Source organism: Klebsiella sp. K-Nf6 (assembly GCF_002806655.1).
GTDB lineage: Bacteria > Pseudomonadota > Gammaproteobacteria > Enterobacterales > Enterobacteriaceae > Klebsiella > Klebsiella variicola.
Genome location: NZ_PIBN01000002.1, coordinates 143,196 through 162,371 on the forward strand (window position 1 = coordinate 143,196; position 19,176 = coordinate 162,371).

The 19,176-nt window shown below is 63.0% G+C and carries 18 protein-coding genes; 9 read left to right on the plus strand and 9 right to left on the minus strand.

Features of this window, described 5'->3' with window-relative positions; genetic code table 11:
* Positions 1–31 precede the first annotated feature (31 nt).
* From nifL to CWM61_RS05000, 4 genes are all read left to right on the plus strand, one after another.
* Complete coding sequence (gene nifL, locus CWM61_RS04985) at positions 32–1,516, plus strand: nitrogen fixation negative regulator NifL (RefSeq protein ID WP_047666775.1); 1,485 nt, start codon at positions 32–34, stop codon at positions 1,514–1,516.
* Positions 1,513–3,087 (plus strand): nif-specific transcriptional activator NifA, encoded by a 1,575-nt coding sequence (nifA, locus tag CWM61_RS04990; protein WP_008804120.1) that lies wholly within the window; start codon positions 1,513–1,515, stop codon positions 3,085–3,087. Before nifL ends, nifA begins: the two co-directional genes overlap by 4 nt.
* Positions 3,088–3,251: 164 nt before the next feature.
* A complete protein-coding gene (gene nifB, locus CWM61_RS04995; protein ID WP_100630823.1) occupies positions 3,252–4,658 on the plus strand; it encodes a nitrogenase cofactor biosynthesis protein NifB in 1,407 nt (468 codons plus the stop codon).
* Positions 4,658–5,173, plus strand: a complete 516-nt coding sequence (locus CWM61_RS05000) for a nitrogen fixation protein NifQ (protein WP_100630824.1) — start codon at positions 4,658–4,660, stop codon at positions 5,171–5,173. Before nifB ends, CWM61_RS05000 begins: the two co-directional genes overlap by 1 nt.
* Before the next feature lie 851 nt (positions 5,174–6,024).
* On the opposite strand, the gene pcaC is transcribed toward CWM61_RS05000, so the two are convergent.
* Genes pcaC through CWM61_RS05035 form a run of 6 tightly spaced genes read right to left on the minus strand, consistent with a single transcriptional unit; the run spans position 6,025 to position 11,089 of the window.
* Positions 6,025–6,414, minus strand: a complete 390-nt coding sequence (pcaC, locus tag CWM61_RS05010) for a 4-carboxymuconolactone decarboxylase (protein ID WP_012968329.1) — start codon at positions 6,412–6,414, stop codon at positions 6,025–6,027.
* Entirely contained in the window at positions 6,404–7,171 is a 768-nt protein-coding gene (pcaD, locus tag CWM61_RS05015; RefSeq protein WP_100630825.1) for a 3-oxoadipate enol-lactonase, read from the minus strand. The genes pcaC and pcaD overlap by 11 nt, the downstream gene beginning before the upstream one ends.
* The gene (locus CWM61_RS05020) at positions 7,161–8,513 is read right to left on the minus strand and encodes a 3-carboxy-cis,cis-muconate cycloisomerase (protein ID WP_100630826.1); all 1,353 of its coding nucleotides are present in this window, start codon (positions 8,511–8,513) and stop codon (positions 7,161–7,163) included. Before CWM61_RS05020 ends, pcaD begins: the two co-directional genes overlap by 11 nt.
* Positions 8,514–8,522: 9 nt before the next feature.
* Positions 8,523–9,725, minus strand: coding sequence for a 3-oxoadipyl-CoA thiolase (gene pcaF / locus CWM61_RS05025; protein ID WP_074385967.1), 1,203 nt, complete (start codon positions 9,723–9,725; stop codon positions 8,523–8,525).
* Positions 9,726–9,735: 10 nt separating this feature from the next.
* A complete protein-coding gene (locus CWM61_RS05030; RefSeq protein WP_061154726.1) occupies positions 9,736–10,392 on the minus strand; it encodes a 3-oxoacid CoA-transferase subunit B in 657 nt (218 codons plus the stop codon).
* 10 nt (positions 10,393–10,402) lie between these two features.
* Positions 10,403–11,089 (minus strand): 3-oxoacid CoA-transferase subunit A, encoded by a 687-nt coding sequence (locus CWM61_RS05035; RefSeq protein WP_032754259.1) that lies wholly within the window; start codon positions 11,087–11,089, stop codon positions 10,403–10,405.
* Positions 11,090–11,258: 169 nt separating this feature from the next.
* Here CWM61_RS05035 and CWM61_RS05040 point away from each other — a divergent pair, with 169 nt between their 5' ends.
* Positions 11,259–12,065, plus strand: a complete 807-nt coding sequence (locus tag CWM61_RS05040) for an IclR family transcriptional regulator C-terminal domain-containing protein (RefSeq protein ID WP_061154728.1) — start codon at positions 11,259–11,261, stop codon at positions 12,063–12,065.
* On the opposite strand, the gene smrA is transcribed toward CWM61_RS05040, so the two are convergent.
* Entirely contained in the window at positions 12,062–12,625 is a 564-nt protein-coding gene (gene smrA, locus CWM61_RS05045; RefSeq protein ID WP_100630827.1) for a DNA endonuclease SmrA, read from the minus strand. The two genes, CWM61_RS05040 and smrA, sit on opposite strands and share 4 nt — an antisense overlap.
* Positions 12,626–12,726: 101 nt before the next feature.
* A complete protein-coding gene (locus CWM61_RS05050) occupies positions 12,727–13,635 on the minus strand; it encodes a LysR family transcriptional regulator (RefSeq protein WP_061154730.1) in 909 nt (302 codons plus the stop codon).
* A 166-nt stretch (positions 13,636–13,801) separates the two neighbouring features.
* Here CWM61_RS05050 and CWM61_RS05055 point away from each other — a divergent pair, with 166 nt between their 5' ends.
* From CWM61_RS05055 to abgT, 3 genes are all read left to right on the plus strand, one after another.
* Positions 13,802–15,112 (plus strand): M20 family metallo-hydrolase, encoded by a 1,311-nt coding sequence (locus CWM61_RS05055; protein WP_074385970.1) that lies wholly within the window; start codon positions 13,802–13,804, stop codon positions 15,110–15,112.
* On the plus strand, positions 15,112–16,557 hold the full coding sequence (locus CWM61_RS05060; RefSeq protein ID WP_100630828.1) for a M20 family metallopeptidase: 1,446 nt from the start codon (positions 15,112–15,114) through the stop codon (positions 16,555–16,557). Before CWM61_RS05055 ends, CWM61_RS05060 begins: the two co-directional genes overlap by 1 nt.
* A 123-nt stretch (positions 16,558–16,680) precedes the next feature.
* Positions 16,681–18,207 (plus strand): p-aminobenzoyl-glutamate transporter, encoded by a 1,527-nt coding sequence (gene abgT, locus CWM61_RS05065; protein ID WP_100630829.1) that lies wholly within the window; start codon positions 16,681–16,683, stop codon positions 18,205–18,207.
* 32 nt (positions 18,208–18,239) lie between these two features.
* On the opposite strand, the gene CWM61_RS05070 is transcribed toward abgT, so the two are convergent.
* The gene (locus tag CWM61_RS05070; RefSeq protein WP_100630830.1) at positions 18,240–18,398 is read right to left on the minus strand and encodes a phosphatidate cytidylyltransferase; all 159 of its coding nucleotides are present in this window, start codon (positions 18,396–18,398) and stop codon (positions 18,240–18,242) included.
* Between the two features lie 257 nt (positions 18,399–18,655).
* On the opposite strand from CWM61_RS05070, the gene ogt reads away from it, so the two are divergent.
* On the plus strand, positions 18,656–19,171 hold the full coding sequence (gene ogt, locus CWM61_RS05075; protein WP_023297535.1) for a methylated-DNA--[protein]-cysteine S-methyltransferase: 516 nt from the start codon (positions 18,656–18,658) through the stop codon (positions 19,169–19,171).
* The last annotated feature ends 5 nt before the right edge of the window (positions 19,172–19,176 follow it).

Below are 19,176 nucleotides of genomic sequence, written 5' to 3' on the forward strand. Positions count from 1 at the left end.
ATTTGTCATAACTGCGACACAGGAGTTTGCGATGACCCTGAATATGATGCTCGATAACGCCGCGCCGGAGGCCATCGCCGGCGCGCTGATTCAACAACATCCGGGGCTGTTTTTTACCATGGTGGAACAGGCCTCGGTGGCCATCTCCCTCACCGATGCCAGCGCCAGGATCATTTACGCCAACCCGGCGTTTTGCCGCCAGACCGGCTATTCGCTGGCGCAATTGTTAAACCAGAACCCGCGCCTGCTGGCCAGCAGCCAGACGCCGCGCGAGATCTATCAGGAGATGTGGCATACCCTGCTCCAGCGTCAGCCCTGGCGCGGTCAGCTGATTAATCAGCGTCGGGACGGCGGCCTGTACCTGGTGGAGATTGACATCACCCCGGTGCTCAGCCCGCAGGGGGAACTGGAGCATTATCTGGCGATGCAGCGGGATATTAGCGTCAGCTACACCCTCGAGCAGCGGCTGCGCAACCATATGACCCTGATGGAGGCGGTGCTGAATAATATCCCCGCCGCCGTGGTGGTGGTGGACGAGCAGGATCGGGTGGTGATGGACAACCTCGCCTACAAAACCTTCTGCGCTGACTGCGGCGGCCGGGAGCTGCTCACCGAGCTGCAGGTCTCCCCTGGCCGAATGACGCCCGGCGTGGAGGCGATCCTGCCAGTAGCGCTCCGCGGGGCCGCGCGCTGGCTGTCGGTGACCTGCTGGCCGTTACCCGGCGTCAGTGAAGAGGCCAGCCGCTACTTTATCGACAGCGCGCTGGCGCGGACCCTGGTGGTGATCGCCGACTGCACCCAGCAGCGTCAGCAGCAGGAGCAAGGGCGCCTTGACCGGCTGAAGCAGCAAATGACCGCCGGCAAGCTGCTGGCGGCGATCCGCGAGTCGCTGGACGCCGCGCTGATCCAGCTGAACTGCCCGATTAACATGCTGGCGGCAGCCCGTCGGCTGAACGGCGAGGGAAGCGGGAACGTGGCGCTGGAGGCCGCCTGGCGTGAAGGGGAAGAGGCGATGGCGCGGCTCCAGCGCTGTCGCCCGTCGCTGGATCTCGAAAACCCCGCCGTCTGGCCGCTGCAGCCCTTTTTCGACGATCTGTGCGCCCTCTACCGTACCCGCTTCGATCCCGACGGGCTGCAGGTTGACATGGCCTCACCGCATCTGATCGGCTTTGGCCAGCGCACCCCGCTGCTGGCGTGCTTAAGCCTGTGGCTCGACCGCACCCTGGCCCTCGCCGCCGAACTCCCCTCCGTGCCGCTGGCGATGCAGCTCTATGCCGAGGAGAACGACGGCTGGCTGTCGCTGTATCTGACTGACAACGTGCCGCTGCTGCAGGTGCGCTACGCCCACTCCCCCGACGCGCTGAACTCGCCGGGCAAAGGCATGGAGCTGCGGCTGATCCAGACCCTGGTGGCGCATCATCGCGGGGCCATTGAGCTGGCTTCCCGACCGCAGGGCGGCACCTGCCTGACCCTGCGTTTTCCGCTGTTTAACACCCTGACCGGAGGTGAAGCATGATCCCTGAATCCGACCCGGACACCACCGTCAGACGCTTCGACCTCTCTCAGCAGTTCACCGCCATGCAGCGGATAAGCGTGGTGCTGAGCCGGGCCACCGAGGCCAGCAAAACGTTGCAGGAGGTGCTCAGCGTATTGCACAACGATGCCTTTATGCAGCACGGGATGATCTGTCTGTACGACAGCGAGCAGGAGATCCTCAGTATCGAAGCGCTGCAGCAAACCGGCCAGCAGCCCCTCCCCGGCAGCACGCAGATCCGCTATCGCCCCGGCGAGGGACTGGTGGGGACCGTGCTGGCCCAGGGGCAGTCGCTGGTGCTGCCCCGGGTCGCCGACGATCAGCGTTTTCTCGACCGCCTGAGCCTCTACGATTACGATCTGCCGTTTATCGCCGTACCGTTGATGGGGCCCAACGCCCGGCCAATAGGGGTGCTGGCGGCCCAGCCGATGGCGCGCCAGGAAGAGCGGCTGCCGGCCTGCACCCGTTTTCTCGAAACCGTCGCCAACCTCGTCGCCCAGACCATCCGGCTGATGATCCTTCCGGCCTCACCCGCCCTGTCGAGCCGCCAGCCGCCGAAGGTGGAACGGCCGCCGGCCTGCTCGTCGTCGCGCGGGGTGGGCCTTGATAATATGGTCGGCAAGAGCCCGGCGATGCGCCAGATCGTGGAGGTGATCCGTCAGGTTTCGCGCTGGGACACCACCGTGCTGGTGCGCGGCGAAAGCGGCACCGGGAAAGAGCTGATCGCCAACGCCATCCATCACCATTCGCCACGGGCTGGCGCCGCCTTCGTCAAATTTAACTGCGCGGCGCTGCCGGACACCCTGCTGGAAAGCGAACTGTTCGGCCATGAGAAAGGCGCCTTTACCGGGGCGGTGCGTCAGCGTAAAGGACGTTTTGAGCTGGCGGATGGCGGCACCCTGTTCCTCGATGAGATTGGTGAAAGCAGCGCCTCGTTCCAGGCCAAGCTGCTGCGTATCCTCCAGGAGGGGGAGATGGAGCGGGTCGGCGGCGATGAGACCCTGCGGGTGAATGTCCGCATCATCGCCGCCACCAACCGTCACCTGGAGGAGGAGGTCCGGCTGGGCCATTTCCGCGAGGATCTCTACTATCGCCTGAACGTGATGCCCATCGCCCTGCCCCCGCTGCGCGAGCGTCAGGAGGACATCGCCGAGCTGGCGCACTTCCTGGTGCGCAAAATCGGCCAGCATCAGGGGCGCACGCTGCGGATCAGCGAGGGCGCGATCCGCCTGCTGATGGAGTACAGCTGGCCGGGTAACGTTCGCGAACTGGAGAACTGCCTCGAACGCTCGGCGGTGATGTCGGAGAGTGGCCTGATCGATCGCGACGTGATCCTCTTCACTCACCAGGATCGTCCCGCCAAAGCCCTGCCTGCCAGCGGGCCAGCGGAAGACAGCTGGCTGGACAACAGCCTGGATGAACGCCAGCGACTGATCGCCGCGCTGGAAAAAGCCGGCTGGGTGCAGGCCAAGGCGGCACGGCTGCTGGGGATGACGCCGCGCCAGGTCGCTTACCGGATCCAGATCATGGATATCACCCTGCCGCGTCTGTAGGCCGCGGTGTCAGGTTCAGGACATTGTCGTCAGTACGGCAGGAACGCGACAATGTTGTGCCGCAGGGATGCGGGATAATGCTTTATTTTTCAGCTAGATAAAAAATTCGACACTGGTACGTCGTTTGCAGCAGGAAGGTATCGCCCAACCATGAAGGTACGACCATGACTTCCTGCTCTTCTTTTTCCGGCGGTAACGCCTGTCAGTCGGCGGACGCCAGCGCGTTAGCGCCGCGGGTGGCCGACAAGGTCGCCGCGCACCCCTGCTACTCCCGCAGCGGGCATCACCGTTTCGCCCGAATGCATCTCCCGGTCGCCCCGGCCTGCAATCTGCAGTGCAACTACTGCAACCGTAAATTCGACTGCAGTAATGAATCCCGTCCCGGGGTGTCATCGACGCTGCTGACCCCCGAGCAGGCGGTGTTGAAAGTGCGCCAGGTGGCCCAGGCCATCCCACAGCTGTCGGTGGTCGGCATAGCCGGGCCCGGCGATCCGCTGGCCAATATGACCCGCACCTTCCGCACCCTGGAGCTGGTCCGCGACCAGCTTCCGGACCTCAAATTATGCCTGTCGACCAACGGGCTGATGCTGCCCGACGCGGTCGATCGCCTGCTGGAGGTCGGCGTGGATCACGTCACGGTGACTATCAATACCCTGAATGCCGAGATCGCCGGGCAAATCTATGCCTGGCTGTGGCTCGACGGCGAACGCTACCGCGGCCGGGAAGCCGGGGAGATCCTGATTGCCCGCCAGCTTGAAGGGGTCCGCAGGCTGACCGCCGCGGGGGTGCTGGTCAAGATAAACTCGGTGCTGATCCCGGGGATCAACGACGGCGGCATGGCTGAGGTCAGCCGTCGTTTGCGGGAAAGTGGCGCGTTTATTCACAATATTATGCCGCTGATTGCCAGACCGGAGCACGGCACGGTCTTTGGTCTCAACGGCCAGCCGGAGCCGGACGCCGGGATGCTCGCCGCGATCCGCAGCCAGTGCGGGGAGGAGATGCCGCAGATGACCCACTGCCACCAGTGCCGTGCCGACGCCATCGGCATGCTGGGCGAAGATCGCAGCCAGCAGTTCACCCGGCTGCCGGACCCGGACAGCCTCCCCGACTGGCTGCCCATCCTCCACCAGCGCGCCGAACTTCATGCCAGCCTCGCTACGCAGGGGGAGTCGGACGCGGATGACGCCTGTCTGGTGGCCGTGGCCTCCCGCCACGGCGAGGTCATTGACTGTCATTTTGGCCATGCCGACCGCTTCTCGATCTACAGCCTGTCGGCCGCCGGTATGGTGCTGGTGGGCGAGCGCTTTACGCCGAAATATTGCCGCGGCGAAGAGGAGTGTGAGCCACAGGAGAACGAGGCCAGACTGGCGGCGCTGCTGGCGCTGCTCGCCGACGTGAAAGCGGTGTTCTGCGTGCGTATCGGCCATACACCATGGCAGCAGCTGGAATTGCAGGGCATTGAGCCGCAGGTGGACGGCGCGTGGCGTTCGGTCGCCGAGGTGCTGCCTGCCTGGTGGCAGCAGCGGCGCCAGAGCCTGGCGGCATCGCGCCTGCGTCAGGGAGTCGCCTGATGGCGCCGGTCGACTGGTTAACTCGCCTGTGGCGACTGTATCACGCCGGAAAAGGCTGCTTTCCGCTGCGGATGGGGCTGACTCCCGCGGCATGGCGGTCGCTGCAGCAGCGGCTGGGCGAGGTGGCGACGCCGCTGGACAGCGCGACGCTGAGCCGCCGTCGGCTGATGACCGAGCTGAATGCCACCCGCGACGAAGAGCGTCGGCAGCTGGGTCTGTGGCTGGCGGAGTGGATAGCGCCGGAGGCCGAACCGATGGCGCAGATCGTCGCCGAGGTGGCGCTGGCGTTTAACCATCTGTGGGAGGATCTGGGACTCGATTCGCGGGCGGAACTGGGCCGGCTGATGAGCGACTGCTTTCCGCAGCTGGTGGTGCAGAACGTCCACCATATGCGCTGGAAAAAGTTCTTTTACCGCCAGCGCTGCCTGCAGTCGCAGGGGGAGATTGTCTGCCGATCGCCGAGCTGCGACGAGTGCCTGGAGCGCAGCCTCTGCTTCGAACCGCCGCCGCTATAAACAAGCCGCAGCCCCCCTGCGGCTGCCCCAACCACACACGCGTTTTACCGCTTTACGCGGGTTTCTGCCGGGTGGCGCTTCGCTTACCCGGCCTACTTAACCATTTATATATCAGAAGGCTAACCATCACCGTAGGCCCGCGCAAGCGCAGCGCCGCCGGGCAATATATCAGGCTCCGTGCTCAACATATTGCCGGGTGGCGCTTCGCTTACCCGGCCTACATAACCATTTATATATCAGAAGGCTAACCATCACCGTAGACCCGCGCAAGCGCAGCGCCGCCGGGCAAAGACAGCGGGCACGGAGCCGCTTTAGTGCCGGGTGGCGGCTGCGCCTGACCCGGCCTACAGTTCCAAATCACCACTGGATCAGGGGCCGCTGAAACTGCCGGTGCTGGCGGCCTCAAAATCGCTGAGACGTTCCCGGCAGGCCGGGGCAGCCCGCATGGATGCGGGCTGAGGGCCGTGTTTTGCAGGGACGCTGCCTCGGCCCGACCCGCAGCCTGCAGGGATAAGTCGAAGGTACCACGAAGTGGCGATTTTGCTGGCCGGAGCCCGGGGGTACAGGGGGCGGCGGCGACTGGCCGCCCCCTGTGCGCTCCCTGCGCCATAAGAGACATAGCGCAGAAGATCAACCGGGAGCGCAATCTGCCCGGAATTAACATAGAAGTTGTAGCCCTGCCAAACGTTGTGGCCCTGCCAAACATAGTGCGAACAGGGACATTTCCGGTAGTGCCGTTATTTCGCCGGGTGGCGGCTGCGCCTTACCCGGCCTACGGGGTCTACAGGCGATCTTCGCTTCCCAGGCCCGGCAAGCGCAGTGCCGCCGGGCAATCCGACTCGGACGACGACTCAACCCTGCGCGGCGTCGATGTCATCAAACACCTGCTGCGCCAAATGCATCGTGGCATTCGCCGCCGGCAGCCCACAGTACAGCGCAGAGTGCATGATCAACTCTTTCAGCTCATCACGGGTCACCCCATTGTTAAACGACGCCCGCAGATGCATCTTCAGCTCCGCCTCGCGATTGAGAGCGATCAGCATGGCAATAGTGATCATGCTGCGGGTATGATGATCGAGCCCCGGACGCGTCCAGGTCTCGCCCCAGGCGTAGCGGGTGATAAAGTCCTGAAACTCGTCATTCAACGGCGTCAGATGCTGCAGGGTACGGTCGACGTGGGCGTCGCCCAATACTTTGCGCCGTACCGCCATCCCGTCCTGATAGCGCTGTTTATCCTCCATGGCGTTCCCCCTGGAAAAAGCTCAGCAGCGCCGAAGTAAAGCTTTTCGGCGCCTCAATGTTTGACAGATGCGATGCCGCCAGCACCACCACCTGGGAAGCGGGGATCTGCTGCTGCAGGAAACTGGCGTCTCTGACCGTAGTGACAGGGTCACTTTCACCGGCGATAATTAACGTCGGCAACGGGATCTGCCCTACTTCGCCCCGCAGGTCGGCCGCGGCCAGCGCCTCACAGCAGGCGGCATAGCCTTCGGCGTCGGTATGGGTTAACTGGTGGCATAGCGCCTCCACCACATCCGGCGCCTTCTGGCGAAACACATGAGTGAACCAGCGATCCGCCGCCCCGGCGGCCACCACCGTCATTCCCTCCTGGCGTACCGCCCGCGCCCGCGACAGCCAACTGGCCTGATCGCCAATACGCGCCGCGGTGTTGGCGACAGCCAGACCATAAAAACGCTCTGGCGCAAAGCGTCCCAGCCACAGGCCGGTCAGACCGCCCATTGAGATCCCGCAGAACCAGGCGCGGTCGATATTCAGGTGATCGAGCAGCGTAATCACATCCTCACCCAGCTGGGCGAGGGTGACTTTGCCATTTTTCGTCGTGTTGCCATGGCCGTGGGTGTCATAGCGCAGCACCCGAAAATGGGCGGTTAACGCCTCGATCTGCGGCTGCCACATCGCCCGGGTGGTGCCCAACGAGTTGGAGAGGACGATAACCGGCGCGCCATCCGGCCCGTCGAGTTGATAATCAAGATTCATCACGTTGCTCCTGATAACGCGCCAGCACCTGGCGCACAAAGCGTTCGGCGCTGCCGGTCGCCGTTGCCGGGTCCAGCAGCGTGGTTAAGCGTTCACGAGAGAGATACTGACTGACCTGCGGATCGGTCGCGAGCAGATCGACCAGCGGAGAGTGACGGTCCAGCGCCTGACGGCACAGCGCCTCGATATGATGATGCGCCTCGGCTTTGCCGGTGAATTCCGCCAGCGCCAGGGTCACCGCCTCGGCCATGATCAGCCCGTGGGTGATATCGAGATCGGCGCGCATTTTCTGCGGGAAGACCTGCATATCGCGCACCAGCGCTTCGCTTTGCGCCAGCGCCCCACCCACCAGGGTAATCAGCTCCGGCAGCGTCTCCCACTCCGCCTGCCAGCCGCCCAGCGCCCGCTCGTGCTGCTGAAGTTGGCTGGCGTAGAGGGTCGCCATCAGTCCCGGCGTACGCTGGGCGGCGGTCAGGATCGCCGCGCAGGCCACCGGATTGCGCTTATGCGGCATCGTCGATGAGCCGCCGCGGCCTTCCGCCACCGGCTCGCCGACCTCAGCCACTTCGGTCTGCATCAGCAGGGAGAAGTCGTTAGCGAATTTCCCCAGCGTGCCGCAGACACCGGCAAACCAGGCGCCCGCCTCCAGCAGCCGATCGCGCTGGCTGTGCCACGGGGTATCCGGCAGCGACAGACCGAGGAGCTGCGCCAGCGCCTGGCCAACCGCTGGCGCTTTCTCTTTTAGCGCGTCCAGAGTGCCCGCGGCGCCGCCAAATTGCAGCACCAACAGCCGCGGACGCATCTCGCGCAGCCGCTGCTGCCAGCGAAGGAGCGCGTCGAGGGTGCCCGCCAGCTTCAGGCCAAAGGTCACCGGCAGCGCATGCTGCATCCAGGTCCGACCCGGCATGACAGTATCGCGATAACGATCCGCCTGGAGAGCCAGGGCAGCCAACAGTTGCTCAAGCAAGGTCTCAGCGGCTTCCAGCGCCCCGCGCAGCTGGAGCACCAGTCCGGTGTCGATGGCGTCCTGGCTGGTAGCGCCCCAGTGAACGTAGCGCGCAGCCTCAGGATCTCGCGCTTTTACCTGCGCCGTCAGCTGTTTCACCAGCGGGATCGCCAGGTTACCGGCCCCCACCGCCGCCTCGCCCAGCGCGGCAAAATCGATGGTCTCGTGGCGGCAGGCCGCGACAATCGGCCCGACCGCTTCCGGCGGCACCATCCCGCAGGCGGCCTGCGCCTGCGCCAGCGCCGCTTCAAAATCCAGCATGCCCTGCACCCGCTGCGCGTCGCTGAACCAGTCGGTCAGCGGACTGCTGCGCAGCATTGGGGTCAACAAACTCATTCTGGCTCCTTAAACACGTTCAATAATCAGGGCAATCCCCTGTCCGACGCCGATGCACATGGTGCACAGGGCGTAGCGGCCGCCGGTCCGTTTCAGCTGATAAGCCGCGGTCATCGCCAGCCGGCCGCCGGAGGCGCCGAGCGGGTGGCCCAGCGCGATCGCCCCGCCGTTAGGGTTAACGTGGGCGGCATCATCCGGTAAGCCCAAATCACGGGTCACCGCCAGTGCCTGAGCGGCGAAGGCTTCATTCAGCTCGATGACATCCATCTGGGCTAATGTCAGGCCGGTCTGCGCCAGCACCTTACGCACCGCGGGCGCCGGGCCAAAGCCCATGATCCGCGGCGCAACACCCGCCGTCGCCACGCCGACCACCCGGGCCAGCGGTTGAAGATCGTGAGCCGCCAGCGCCGTCTCGCTGGCCAGCAGCAGCGCACAGGCGCCGTCGTTAACACCGGAGGCGTTACCGGCGGTGACGCTGCCGTCGGCGCGCACCACGCCGCGCAGTTTAGCCAGCGCCTCCAGCGAGGTACTGCGCGGGTGCTCATCGCGGCTAAACAGCAGCGGCTCGCCTTTGCGCTGCGGCACCTGGACGGCAATCAGCTCATCGGCGAAACGCCCCGCCTCCTGCGCCGCGGCGGTACGCAGTTGACTGCGTAAGGCGAACGCGTCCTGATCGGCACGGGAAATGGCAAACTCATCGGCGACGTTTTCCGCCGTCTCCGGCATGGAATGCACGCCGTACAGGGCTTTCATTTGCGGGTTAATAAAGCGCCAGCCGATGGTGGTATCCTCCATCTGCATGCTGCGGCTAAAGGCGCTCTCCGCTTTACCCATCACAAACGGCGCGCGGGACATGCTCTCCACGCCGCCAGCGATCATCAGCTGCGTCTCGCCGCTTTTAATGGCTCGCGACGCGACGCCGATCGCATCGAGGCTGGAACCGCACAGGCGGTTGATGGTGCTCCCGGGCACGCTCTCCGGCAGCCCGGCCAGCAGCAGCGCCATCCGCGCCACGTTGCGGTTATCTTCCCCTGCCTGGTTGGCGCAGCCAAAGATCACATCGTCAATGCGCGAGGGATCCAGTCCCGGGTTACGCGCCAGCAGGGCTTTTAATGGCAACGCCGCGAGGTCGTCGGCGCGCATCGTCGCCAGGGTACCACCAAAACGGCCAAAGGGTGTACGCACCGCATCACAGATAAATGCCTGATTCATCATAGGTTCCTTACGCGCTTTCCGCCAGTTGTTCAAAGGTCAGCGCCACCGGAGTGATGCGCTGCAGCTCTTCAAAAGAGAGACCGTTAAAGATTTCACGTACCACCGGGCCGCGGTCGGTGATGTCGATCACCGCCAGGTCGGTATAGATCCGGCTGACGCAGCCGACGCCGGTCAGCGGGTAGCTGCACTGCTCCACCAGCTTGCACTCGCCGTCACGGGTCAGGTGGTCCATCATCACGAAAACCTGGCGGGCGCCGATGGCCAGATCCATCGCCCCGCCAACGGCCGGGATCGCATCCGGCGCACCGGTGCTCCAGTTGGCAAGGTCGCCGCTGGCGGAAACCTGATAGGCCCCCAGCACGCAGATATCGAGATGGCCGCCGCGCATCATGGCGAAGGAGTCGCCGTGGTGGAAATAGCAGCCCCCCTGCAGGAGGGTGACATACTCTTTGCCGGCATTGATCAGCTCGGGATCTTCTTCCCCGGGCTGCGGTTTCGGCCCCATCCCCAACAGGCCGTTTTCGCTGTGCAGGAACACCTCTTTGTCGGCGGGAAGGTAATTGGCAATGCGGGTCGGCAGGCCGATACCGAGGTTGACGTAAGCGCCTTCGGGAATATCTCGGGCCACGCGCTGGGCCATTTCGTCACGGGTCAGTTTTTGCATCTCGGGCTCCTCAGGCGCGTTGTGCGGCAGTCAGGTTTTCCAGCGAGAAGACACGCTGGACGAAAATGCCGGGGGTGATGATAGTTTCCGGGTCGAGGTCGCCCAGCGGCACCAGCTGCGAGACTTCAACGATGGTGGTTTTCGCCGCCGTCGCCATGATCGGGCCAAAGTTGCGCGCCGCCTTGCGATAGACTAGGTTGCCCCAGCGGTCGCCCTGATGGGCCTTAATCAGCGCGAAATCGGCTTTGATCGGATACTCCAGCACATAGTGACGACCGTCGATTTCCCGCGTCTCCTTGCCTTCCGCCAGCGGTGTGCCGTAGCCGGTGGGGGTAAACACTGCCCCCAGCCCGGCGCCAGCCGCCTGGATCCGCGCCGCGAGGTTACCCTGCGGCACCAGCTCCAGCTCCACTTTGCCGCGGCGATAGAGGTCATCGAAAATCTGGGAATCCACCTGGCGCGGGAAGGAGCAGATCATCTTGCGTACTCGCCCGGCCTTGAGCAGCGCCGCGAGACCCACTTCCCCGTTGCCGGCATTGTTATTAATGATGGTCAGGTCGCGGGCACCCTGGTCAATCAGGGCGTCAATCAGAAAGGTCGGCTGGCCGGCGGGACCAAAGCCGCCGATCATAATAGTCGCCCCGTCGTGGATCCCGGCGATGGCCTCGCTCAGCGTCGATACGCTTTTATCAATCATCAGGTCGCTCCAGTGATGTGCGGTAATCGCACTTTTATTCGTTGTTCGCACAAAATGTGACCCGCTTAACGATGTCGGTCAAGGGCGATAATCGAAATATGGTGCGATAATCGAACATCGGTTATCTTTAGCGAAAGAATGTGATCGATGGCAAATATGGGGAACAGAAATGGACAAGCATCCAGACGATTTACTGACCGGCGACGGCGATCCGTTTAAAGGCGATCCTAACTTTATGGCCTCCCTGGCGCGGGGTCTGGAGGTGATTCAGGCGTTCACACCGCAGCGGCCCCTGTTGTCTATCTCGCAGATCAGCCAGAAGACCGGCATTCCGCGCGCGGCGGTGCGCCGCTGCCTGTATACCCTGAGCAAGCTGGGGTTCGTGTATGCCGAAGACGGTAAGAATTTCCAGCTGCGACCGCGGATCCTGGCGCTGGGCCACGCCTGGCTGGCCTCGACGCCACTGGCGCGTTCGGCGCAGCCGGTGCTGCGACATCTGAGCGAAATGCTCAATGAGTCCTGCTCCATCGCCACCCTCGACGGGGACGATATTCTGTATATCGCCCGCGCCTCCAGCTCGCGGATTATGACCATCGACCTGGATATTGGCAGCCGCCTTCCGGCCTGGGCGACCTCGATGGGCCGGGTGCTGCTCAGCCATCAGCCGGAGGAGAAGCTCAACGATATGCTGGCTCGGGTGACCATGATCCGCTACACCCCGCAGACGGTGGATTCGGTGGCGAAGCTACGCACCGAACTGAAACGGATTCACCAGCAGGGGTATGCCCTCAACGATCAGGAACTGGAGATGGGCCTGCGCTCCCTCGCGGTACCGCTGTTTAACGCTCAGGGGCAGGTCCAGGCGGCGCTGAACGTCGGGGTGCATGCGGGCCAGATGTCGGCCCGCGAGATGATCGATCGCGTGCTGCCGGAGCTGCAAAAAGCCGCCCGCGAGCTGACGCTGCTTCTGCGCTAACGACTGCGCTTGGCGTGCTGCTCCCAGGTCTCCTGCTTCGCCTCGGCCGATTTACGCAGCGCGACATAGCAGGCGCCGCTACCGCCATGATGTGGAAGCGCGGTGCAGAAGGCCTGCACCTCCGGCAGCTCTTCCAGCCAGCGCGCCAGATAGCTGCGGATAATATTGGCGTGGGACTGGTCGTCGCGGCCTTTGCCGTGAACGATCAGCACATTGCGTAACCCCTCTTTCTGCGCCTGCACCATAAAAGCGAAGAGCATCTGCCGACATTGCTCCACCGGCTGGCGCAGCAGGGAGAGGCTCGCCTGCTGGCTGTATTTCCCTCGGCGCAGCTTATCCAGCACGCCGCTCTGCAGCCCTTCACGCTTAAACTCCAGCGGCGTGGCGAGCGGCACGATATCGAGATAGCCGGTGGTGAGAAAATTATCCAGTTGCAGGGTATCGACGCGCTGCGGGGCCCGGCTGTTGCGCCCGGGATGCCAGTGCACGTCATTGTTACGTTTCAGAGGCTGGACATCTTCCATGGCGTCAAGAAACAGGGATTTGTCATCAAGGTTCATGGGCTCTCCTCCAGCGGCTGTCGCCAGCTACTATAGCCGCCCCGCGCGCGCCCCTCAACGCGTTTAGCCGCGTTCGCTGGCAAAGTGAGCGCGACGGGCGATTAAGGAAACAATTGTCGGCTCTGGCGGCGAAACAGCGTGATTAACGACGCCGTTAATGGCGTCTGCCGGGTGTCGCGCCGCTGGATCAGAAAATAGGCGGCCGTCGGCAAGACGTCGCGGACAGGGATCATCACCAGCTTGTCCGCCATCAGCGGATCGTTGCCGAGCTCCACCGGCAGGATGCTGAGAAAATCACTTTTCACCACCAGGCTAATGCACGACGAGAAGGTTTCGCAAACAATATCCACCTTAGGCGCCAGCCCGGCCTGATTAAGCCGGTCCTGCAGCTGTTTAAAGTAGCTGCCGCGCGGCGTCGGCATGGTCCAGTGGTGATCCATCAACTCCCCCAGCGAGGTGGCCTGCGCCGCCGGATGTCCCGCGCGGGCGAACACCGCGAACGGTTTCTCAAACAGTTTCTCAAAGCTGAACTCATGGTCGTACGGCCCGGGGTAATAGGTATTGATGGTGAAATCCAGCTCTCCCTGGCGCAGCTCATTGATCATCGCCAATAGTTGGCCCTCCATGATCCGCACCTTCACCTGCGGATGCTGCTGATGAAAGCGGCAGATCACCGACGGCATCAGCGACCGGGCGACGCTGGCACCAAGGCCAATATTAATTTGCCCGGCCTGCTCGCCCTGGCGCTGCAGCAGTTCGTCCTGCGCCGCCCGCAGCTCTTCAAGGATCAAGCTCGCATGTTGGTAAAAGCTTTCGCCGTTTTCGGTCAGCGCCACCCCCTGACTGCGGCGCACGAACAGCTGGGCGGAAAGCCCCTCCTCCAGCTCTTTAATCGCTTTGGTCAGGGCCGGCTGCGAGACCGCCAGCGCCCGGCTGGCGCCGCGAATACTCCCTTCCCGGGCCACTTCGACGAAGGCGCGGATATGATGAAATTTAATCTGAAATGCCATGCTTTAGGTGATAACCATTGTTTATCAGACAGAAGAAAATCACATCTACTGTAATCCATCAGTCTGTGGCAGGTTAAGTGGGATACGGCCTGTAAAACGCAAGTGATAAACAAAAGCTATCACATCGTGAACACCGTCACATTTTTTACTTATGACAGGATGAGCTATGCCGCAACTTGATGAATACCTCCACCAGCTGGCGCCGGCCATGACTGAATGGCGTCGTGATTTTCACCTGCACGCGGAATCCGGCTGGCTGGAATTCCGCACCGCCAGCAAGGTGGCGGAGATCCTCGACGGTCTCGGCTATCAGCTGGCGCTGGGGCGCGACGTCATCGATGCCGATAGCCGGATGGGTCTGCCGGACGAGGAGGCCCTGGCCCAGGCTTTCGAACGCGCCCGCGAACAGGGGGCGCCGGAACGCTGGTTACCGGCGTTTGAAGGCGGTTTCGCCGGCGTGGTCGCCACACTCGACACCGGGCGGCCCGGCCCAACACTGGCTTTCCGCGTCGATATGGATGCCCTTGACCTCAACGAACAGCACGACGACAGCCACCGCCCCCATCGCGACCATTTCGCCTCCTGCAACGCCGGCATGATGCACGCCTGCGGCCATGACGGCCATACCGCCATCGGACTGGGCCTGGCGCATGTCCTGAAGCAGTATGCCGCGCAGCTCAACGGGGTGATCAAACTGATTTTCCAGCCCGCTGAAGAGGGCACCCGCGGCGCCCGGGCGATGGTGGCCGCCGGCGTGGTGGATGACGTGGACTACTTTACGGCGATCCATATCGGGACCGGCGTGCCGGTGGGCACCGTGGTGTGCGGCGGCGACAACTTTATGGCCACCACTAAATTCGACGTGCAGTTTAGCGGCGTGGCCGCCCATGCCGGCGGCAAGCCTGAGGATGGGCGCAACGCGCTGCTGGCCGCCGCCCAGGCCGCTCTTGGCCTGCATGCCATCCCGCCGCACAGCGCCGGCGCCTCGCGGGTCAACGTCGGGGTGATGCAGGCCGGTACCGGGCGCAACGTGGTGCCCTCTTCCGCGCTGTTAAAAGTGGAAACCCGCGGCGAAAGCGAAGCCATTAACCAGTACGTGTTCGAGCGGGCGCAGCATGTCGTCGCCGGGGCGGCGGCGATGTACGAAGCCCGCTATGAACTGCGCATGATGGGCGCAGCGACCGCCAGCGCACCGTCGCCGGCGTGGGTGGACTATCTGCGCGAACAGGCCGCCCGGGTGCCCGGCGTGCAACAGGCGGTGGATCGCATCGCCGCCCCGGCGGGCTCGGAAGACGCCACCCTGATGATGGCCCGGGTCCAGGCGCGCGGCGGCCTCGCCTCGTACATGATCTTCGGCACCGAACTGAGCGCCGGTCACCACAACGAGAGATTTGACTTCGACGAGAGCGTCATGGTGATAGCGGTAGAAACCCTGGCGCGCATCGCGCTTAACTTTCCCTGGCAGCGGGGGGTGTGATGGGATCCATTTTTGCGTTTGTGGATGAAGTGATTGAGACGCGACGCGAGGCATACTGTGCCATCGCCGATGACATCTGGGATCACCCGGAGACCCGCTTTGAGGAGTTCTGGTCCGCCCAACGCCTGGCGGACGCCCTGGAAGCGGAAGGTTTCCAGCTCACTCGCGATGCGGGTGGGATCCCTAACGCCTTTATCGCCAGCGTCGGCGAAGGCCAACCGGTCATTGCCCTGCTGGGCGAATATGACGCGCTGGCGGGTCTCAGCCAGCAGGCCCATTGCGCGGAGCCAATGTCGTTGACGCCGGGAGCCAACGGCCACGGCTGTGGGCACAATCTGCTCGGTACGGCGGCATTCGCCGCGGCGGTTGCCGCCAAAGCCTGGCTGCAGCAGCACGGCGGCGCGGGCACGCTGCGCTTCTATGGTTGTCCCGGCGAGGAAGGCGGATCGGGAAAAACCTTTATGGTGCGCGAAGGGTTGTTTGATGATGTCGATGCGGCGCTGACCTGGCATCCGGAAGCCTGGGCCGGGATGTTCAGCACCCGCACCCTCGCCAATATTCAGGCGGCATGGCGTTTTACCGGCACCGCCGCCCACGCTGCGAATTCGCCGCACCTGGGCCGGAGCGCGCTGGATGCCGTCACCCTGATGACCACCGGCAGCAACTTCCTCAATGAACATATCATCGAGAAGGCGCGGGTCCATTATGCCATTACCGATACCGGCGGTGTCTCGCCCAACGTGGTGCAGGCTCAGGCGGAAGTGCTGTATCTGATCCGCGCGCCGGAGATGGCCGACGCGGAGCAGATCTTCGCCCGCATCGAGAAGATTGCTCAGGGGGCCGCGCTGATGACCGAGACTCAGGTCAGCTGCCGCTTTGAAAAAGCCTGCTCCAGCTATCTCCCCAACCGCACGCTTGAGGCGGCGATGTATCAGGCGGTCTGTCATTACGGTACCCCCGACTGGAGCGACGAGGAGCGCGCCTTTGCCGCCGCGATCCGCGCCACCCTCAGCGCCAACGATATTAACAACAGCCTGAACAATATTGCCGGCACCAGTGGGGAGGAAGGGAAAACGTTCGCGAGTCGCCACCGCGACACGCTACTGATTGATGAGGTGGCGCCGTGGGCGGCCACGGATAACGTCCTCGCCGGCTCCACCGACGTCGGCGATGTCAGCTGGAAAGCGCCGGTGGCCCAGTGCTTCAGCCCGTGCTTCGCGGTGGGAACCCCGCTGCACAGCTGGCAACTGGTGAGCCAGGGCAGAACCACCATCGCCCATAAAGGGATGTTGCTGGCGGGGAAAGTGCTCGCGGCGACCGCGATCCGTTTATTCAGCGATAGCGCCCTGCTGGCGGCCAGCCAGCAAGAACTCAGGCAGGTACTGGCCGAACGCCCCTATCGTTGCCCGATCCCGGCGGAGGTAAGTCCGTCCGTTTTACGATAACCACTTAAGACAGGCTACTCCTGGCCAACGCTGACCGGCATCGCGGCACGCACCGACCATAATAACCGCCGGCAGTACGGGAGCAGGCCTGCCCAACACAACAACGACAACAGAGGAACGCCCATGAGTATGTCATCCATACCGTCGTCTTCCCCCGGCGGAAAGCGCTATGGCTGGGTAGAGAAGATCGGTAACAAAGTCCCGCACCCGTTTTTGCTGTTTATCTATCTTATTGTGGCGCTGATCGCGGCCACGGCGATACTTTCCGCCTTCAACGTCGGGGTGCAGAACCCTACGGATGGTTCACGGGTGGTGGTCAAAAATCTGCTCAGCGTGGAAGGGTTGCACTGGTTTTTGCCCAACGTCATTAAAAACTTCAGCGGTTTCGCGCCGCTGGGGGCGATCCTCGCCCTGGTGCTGGGCGCCGGCTTCGCCGAGCGGGTGGGCCTGTTACCCGCGCTGATGGTGAAGATGGCCTCTCACGTCAGCGCCCGATATGCCAGCTATATGGTGCTGTTTATCGCCTTCTTCAGCCATATCTCTTCTGACGCGGCGCTGGTAATTATGCCGCCGCTGGGCGCACTGATGTTCCTCGCCGTCGGTCGGCATCCTGTCGCCGGCCTGTTGGCGGCGATTGCTGGTGTGGGCTGCGGCTTTACCGCCAATTTACTGATTGTCACCACCGACGTACTGCTCTCGGGGATCAGCACCGAGGCGGCAAAATCCATCGATGCCACTTTGCACGTCAGCGTGATCGACAACTGGTACTTTATGGCGACCTCGGTGATCGTTCTGACGCTCGTCGGCGGATTGATCACCGATAAGCTGGTTGAACCGCGGCTGGGTCAGTGGCAAGGCAGTCGTGATGAAAAGCTGCAGACGCTGACGCCCGAGGAGCGTTTCGGCCTGCGCATCGCCGGCGTGGCAACGCTGGTATTCGTGGCGGTCATCGCCCTGATGGTGGTCCCCGAGAACGGTATACTTCGCGACCCGGTTCAACATACGGTCATGCCCTCGCCGTTTATCAAAGGCATTGTGCCGCTGATTATCTTTTTCTTCTTTGTCGTGTCGCTGGCATACGGCATCGCCACCGGCAAAATTCGCCGCCAGGCCGACCTGCCGCAGCTGATGATTGAGCCGATGAAAGAGATGGCCGGGTTTATCGTGATGGTCTTCCCGCTGGCGCAGTTCGTGGCGATGTTCAACTGGAGCAACATGGGCAAGTTTATGGCCGTCGGTCTGACGGACCTGCTGGAGAGCGCAGGGATGAACGGCGTCCCGGCGTTTGTCGGACTCGCACTGTTGTCGGCTTTTCTGTGTATGTTTATCGCCAGCGGCTCGGCCATCTGGTCGATTCTGGCGCCGATCTTCGTGCCGATGTTTATGCTGCTGGGCTTTCACCCGGCATTTGCGCAGATCCTCTTTCGCATCGCCGATTCATCGGTGCTGCCGCTGGCGCCGGTGTCGCCGTTTGTGCCGCTGTTTCTCGGCTTCCTACAGCGCTACCGGCCGGATGCCCGCCTCGGCACCTACTACTCGCTGGTGCTCCCTTACCCGCTGATTTTTCTTGCCGTCTGGCTGCTGTTGCTGGTGGGCTGGTATCTGGTGGGACTGCCGATCGGCCCGGGCATCTATCCGCGTCTTCCTTAACCCGCTTGCAGGCCAGGGACGGCCGCATAACGTTAACGCGCCCCCTTCGTTTTCACTTTGCTGGCAGCATGATCCGCACTGGCGAATTTGTAGAAAAGCGCTTTATACACCCTTTCAAACACCAGGGTCAGACCGTGGATCGCTAAGCCGCTGATGATCAATACCAGTACGCCAGTCAGTATAAATTGCATAGCTCCACCTCTGAGTGATTAACCGCGCCGCGCTGAGGCGTCGGCACCCTACCGGGCGCGTGAAGCACCGGCATCGTCAGTTAAAAAGTAGCAAAAACCATGCCCGATAACCCGCCGGGATCGATCCAAAAATAAATCATTGTGGCTTACGCAGAGCGCCAGCCCGTGATGCGGCTTTATCTTTTGGGAGTATAGTTGACTGTCGTCAGCGCGTGGTATCGTGTGCCCCTCATGTACGATGGTGGATGACAGAAACGATGTTGACCTTGCTGCAGGATAAAATGGATACCCCGCTGGGGCCGCTGTGGGTACTTTGCGACGAACAGTTTAATTTGCGCGCCGTTGAGTGGGACGAGCACCGCGATCGGATGGAAACCCTGCTCGACGTTCACTATCGCCGGGAAGGTTATCAGCGCGTCGACTGCCGCAATCCAGGCGGTCTCAGCAGTAAGCTGAACGACTATTTCGCCGGCGATCTGGCGATTATCGATACCCTGCCTACCGCCACCGCCGGCACCCCTTTCCAGCGTCAGGTCTGGCAGGCGTTACGCGATATCCCCTGTGGCCAGGTGATGCACTATGGCCAGCTAGCCGAGGCGCTCGGACGCCCCGGCGCCGCTCGCGCCGTGGGGGCCGCCAATGGCGCCAATCCGGTGAGTATCGTGGTGCCCTGCCATCGGGTCATCGGGCGTAACGGCACCCTGACCGGCTATGCCGGCGGCGTGCAGCGAAAAGAGTGGTTATTGCGCCATGAAGGGTATCTTTTACTTTGACTGAA

Bases quoted from the DNA above. Each gene is read 5' to 3' on its own strand.
- nifL (WP_047666775.1), top strand. From the start codon at position 32: ATGACCCTGAATATGATGCTCGATAACGCCGCGCCGGAGGCCATCGCC.
- nifA (WP_008804120.1), top strand. From the start codon at position 1,513: ATGATCCCTGAATCCGACCCGGACACCACCGTCAGACGCTTCGACCTC.
- nifB (WP_100630823.1), top strand. From the start codon at position 3,252: ATGACTTCCTGCTCTTCTTTTTCCGGCGGTAACGCCTGTCAGTCGGCG.
- CWM61_RS05000 (WP_100630824.1), top strand. From the start codon at position 4,658: ATGGCGCCGGTCGACTGGTTAACTCGCCTGTGGCGACTGTATCACGCC.
- pcaC (WP_012968329.1), bottom strand. From the start codon at position 6,414: ATGGAGGATAAACAGCGCTATCAGGACGGGATGGCGGTACGGCGCAAA.
- pcaD (WP_100630825.1), bottom strand. From the start codon at position 7,171: ATGAATCTTGATTATCAACTCGACGGGCCGGATGGCGCGCCGGTTATC.
- CWM61_RS05020 (WP_100630826.1), bottom strand. From the start codon at position 8,513: ATGAGTTTGTTGACCCCAATGCTGCGCAGCAGTCCGCTGACCGACTGG.
- pcaF (WP_074385967.1), bottom strand. From the start codon at position 9,725: ATGAATCAGGCATTTATCTGTGATGCGGTGCGTACACCCTTTGGCCGT.
- CWM61_RS05030 (WP_061154726.1), bottom strand. From the start codon at position 10,392: ATGCAAAAACTGACCCGTGACGAAATGGCCCAGCGCGTGGCCCGAGAT.
- CWM61_RS05035 (WP_032754259.1), bottom strand. From the start codon at position 11,089: ATGATTGATAAAAGCGTATCGACGCTGAGCGAGGCCATCGCCGGGATC.
- CWM61_RS05040 (WP_061154728.1), top strand. From the start codon at position 11,259: ATGGACAAGCATCCAGACGATTTACTGACCGGCGACGGCGATCCGTTT.
- smrA (WP_100630827.1), bottom strand. From the start codon at position 12,625: ATGAACCTTGATGACAAATCCCTGTTTCTTGACGCCATGGAAGATGTC.
- CWM61_RS05050 (WP_061154730.1), bottom strand. From the start codon at position 13,635: ATGGCATTTCAGATTAAATTTCATCATATCCGCGCCTTCGTCGAAGTG.
- CWM61_RS05055 (WP_074385970.1), top strand. From the start codon at position 13,802: ATGCCGCAACTTGATGAATACCTCCACCAGCTGGCGCCGGCCATGACT.
- CWM61_RS05060 (WP_100630828.1), top strand. From the start codon at position 15,112: ATGGGATCCATTTTTGCGTTTGTGGATGAAGTGATTGAGACGCGACGC.
- abgT (WP_100630829.1), top strand. From the start codon at position 16,681: ATGAGTATGTCATCCATACCGTCGTCTTCCCCCGGCGGAAAGCGCTAT.
- CWM61_RS05070 (WP_100630830.1), bottom strand. From the start codon at position 18,398: ATGCAATTTATACTGACTGGCGTACTGGTATTGATCATCAGCGGCTTA.
- ogt (WP_023297535.1), top strand. From the start codon at position 18,656: ATGTTGACCTTGCTGCAGGATAAAATGGATACCCCGCTGGGGCCGCTG.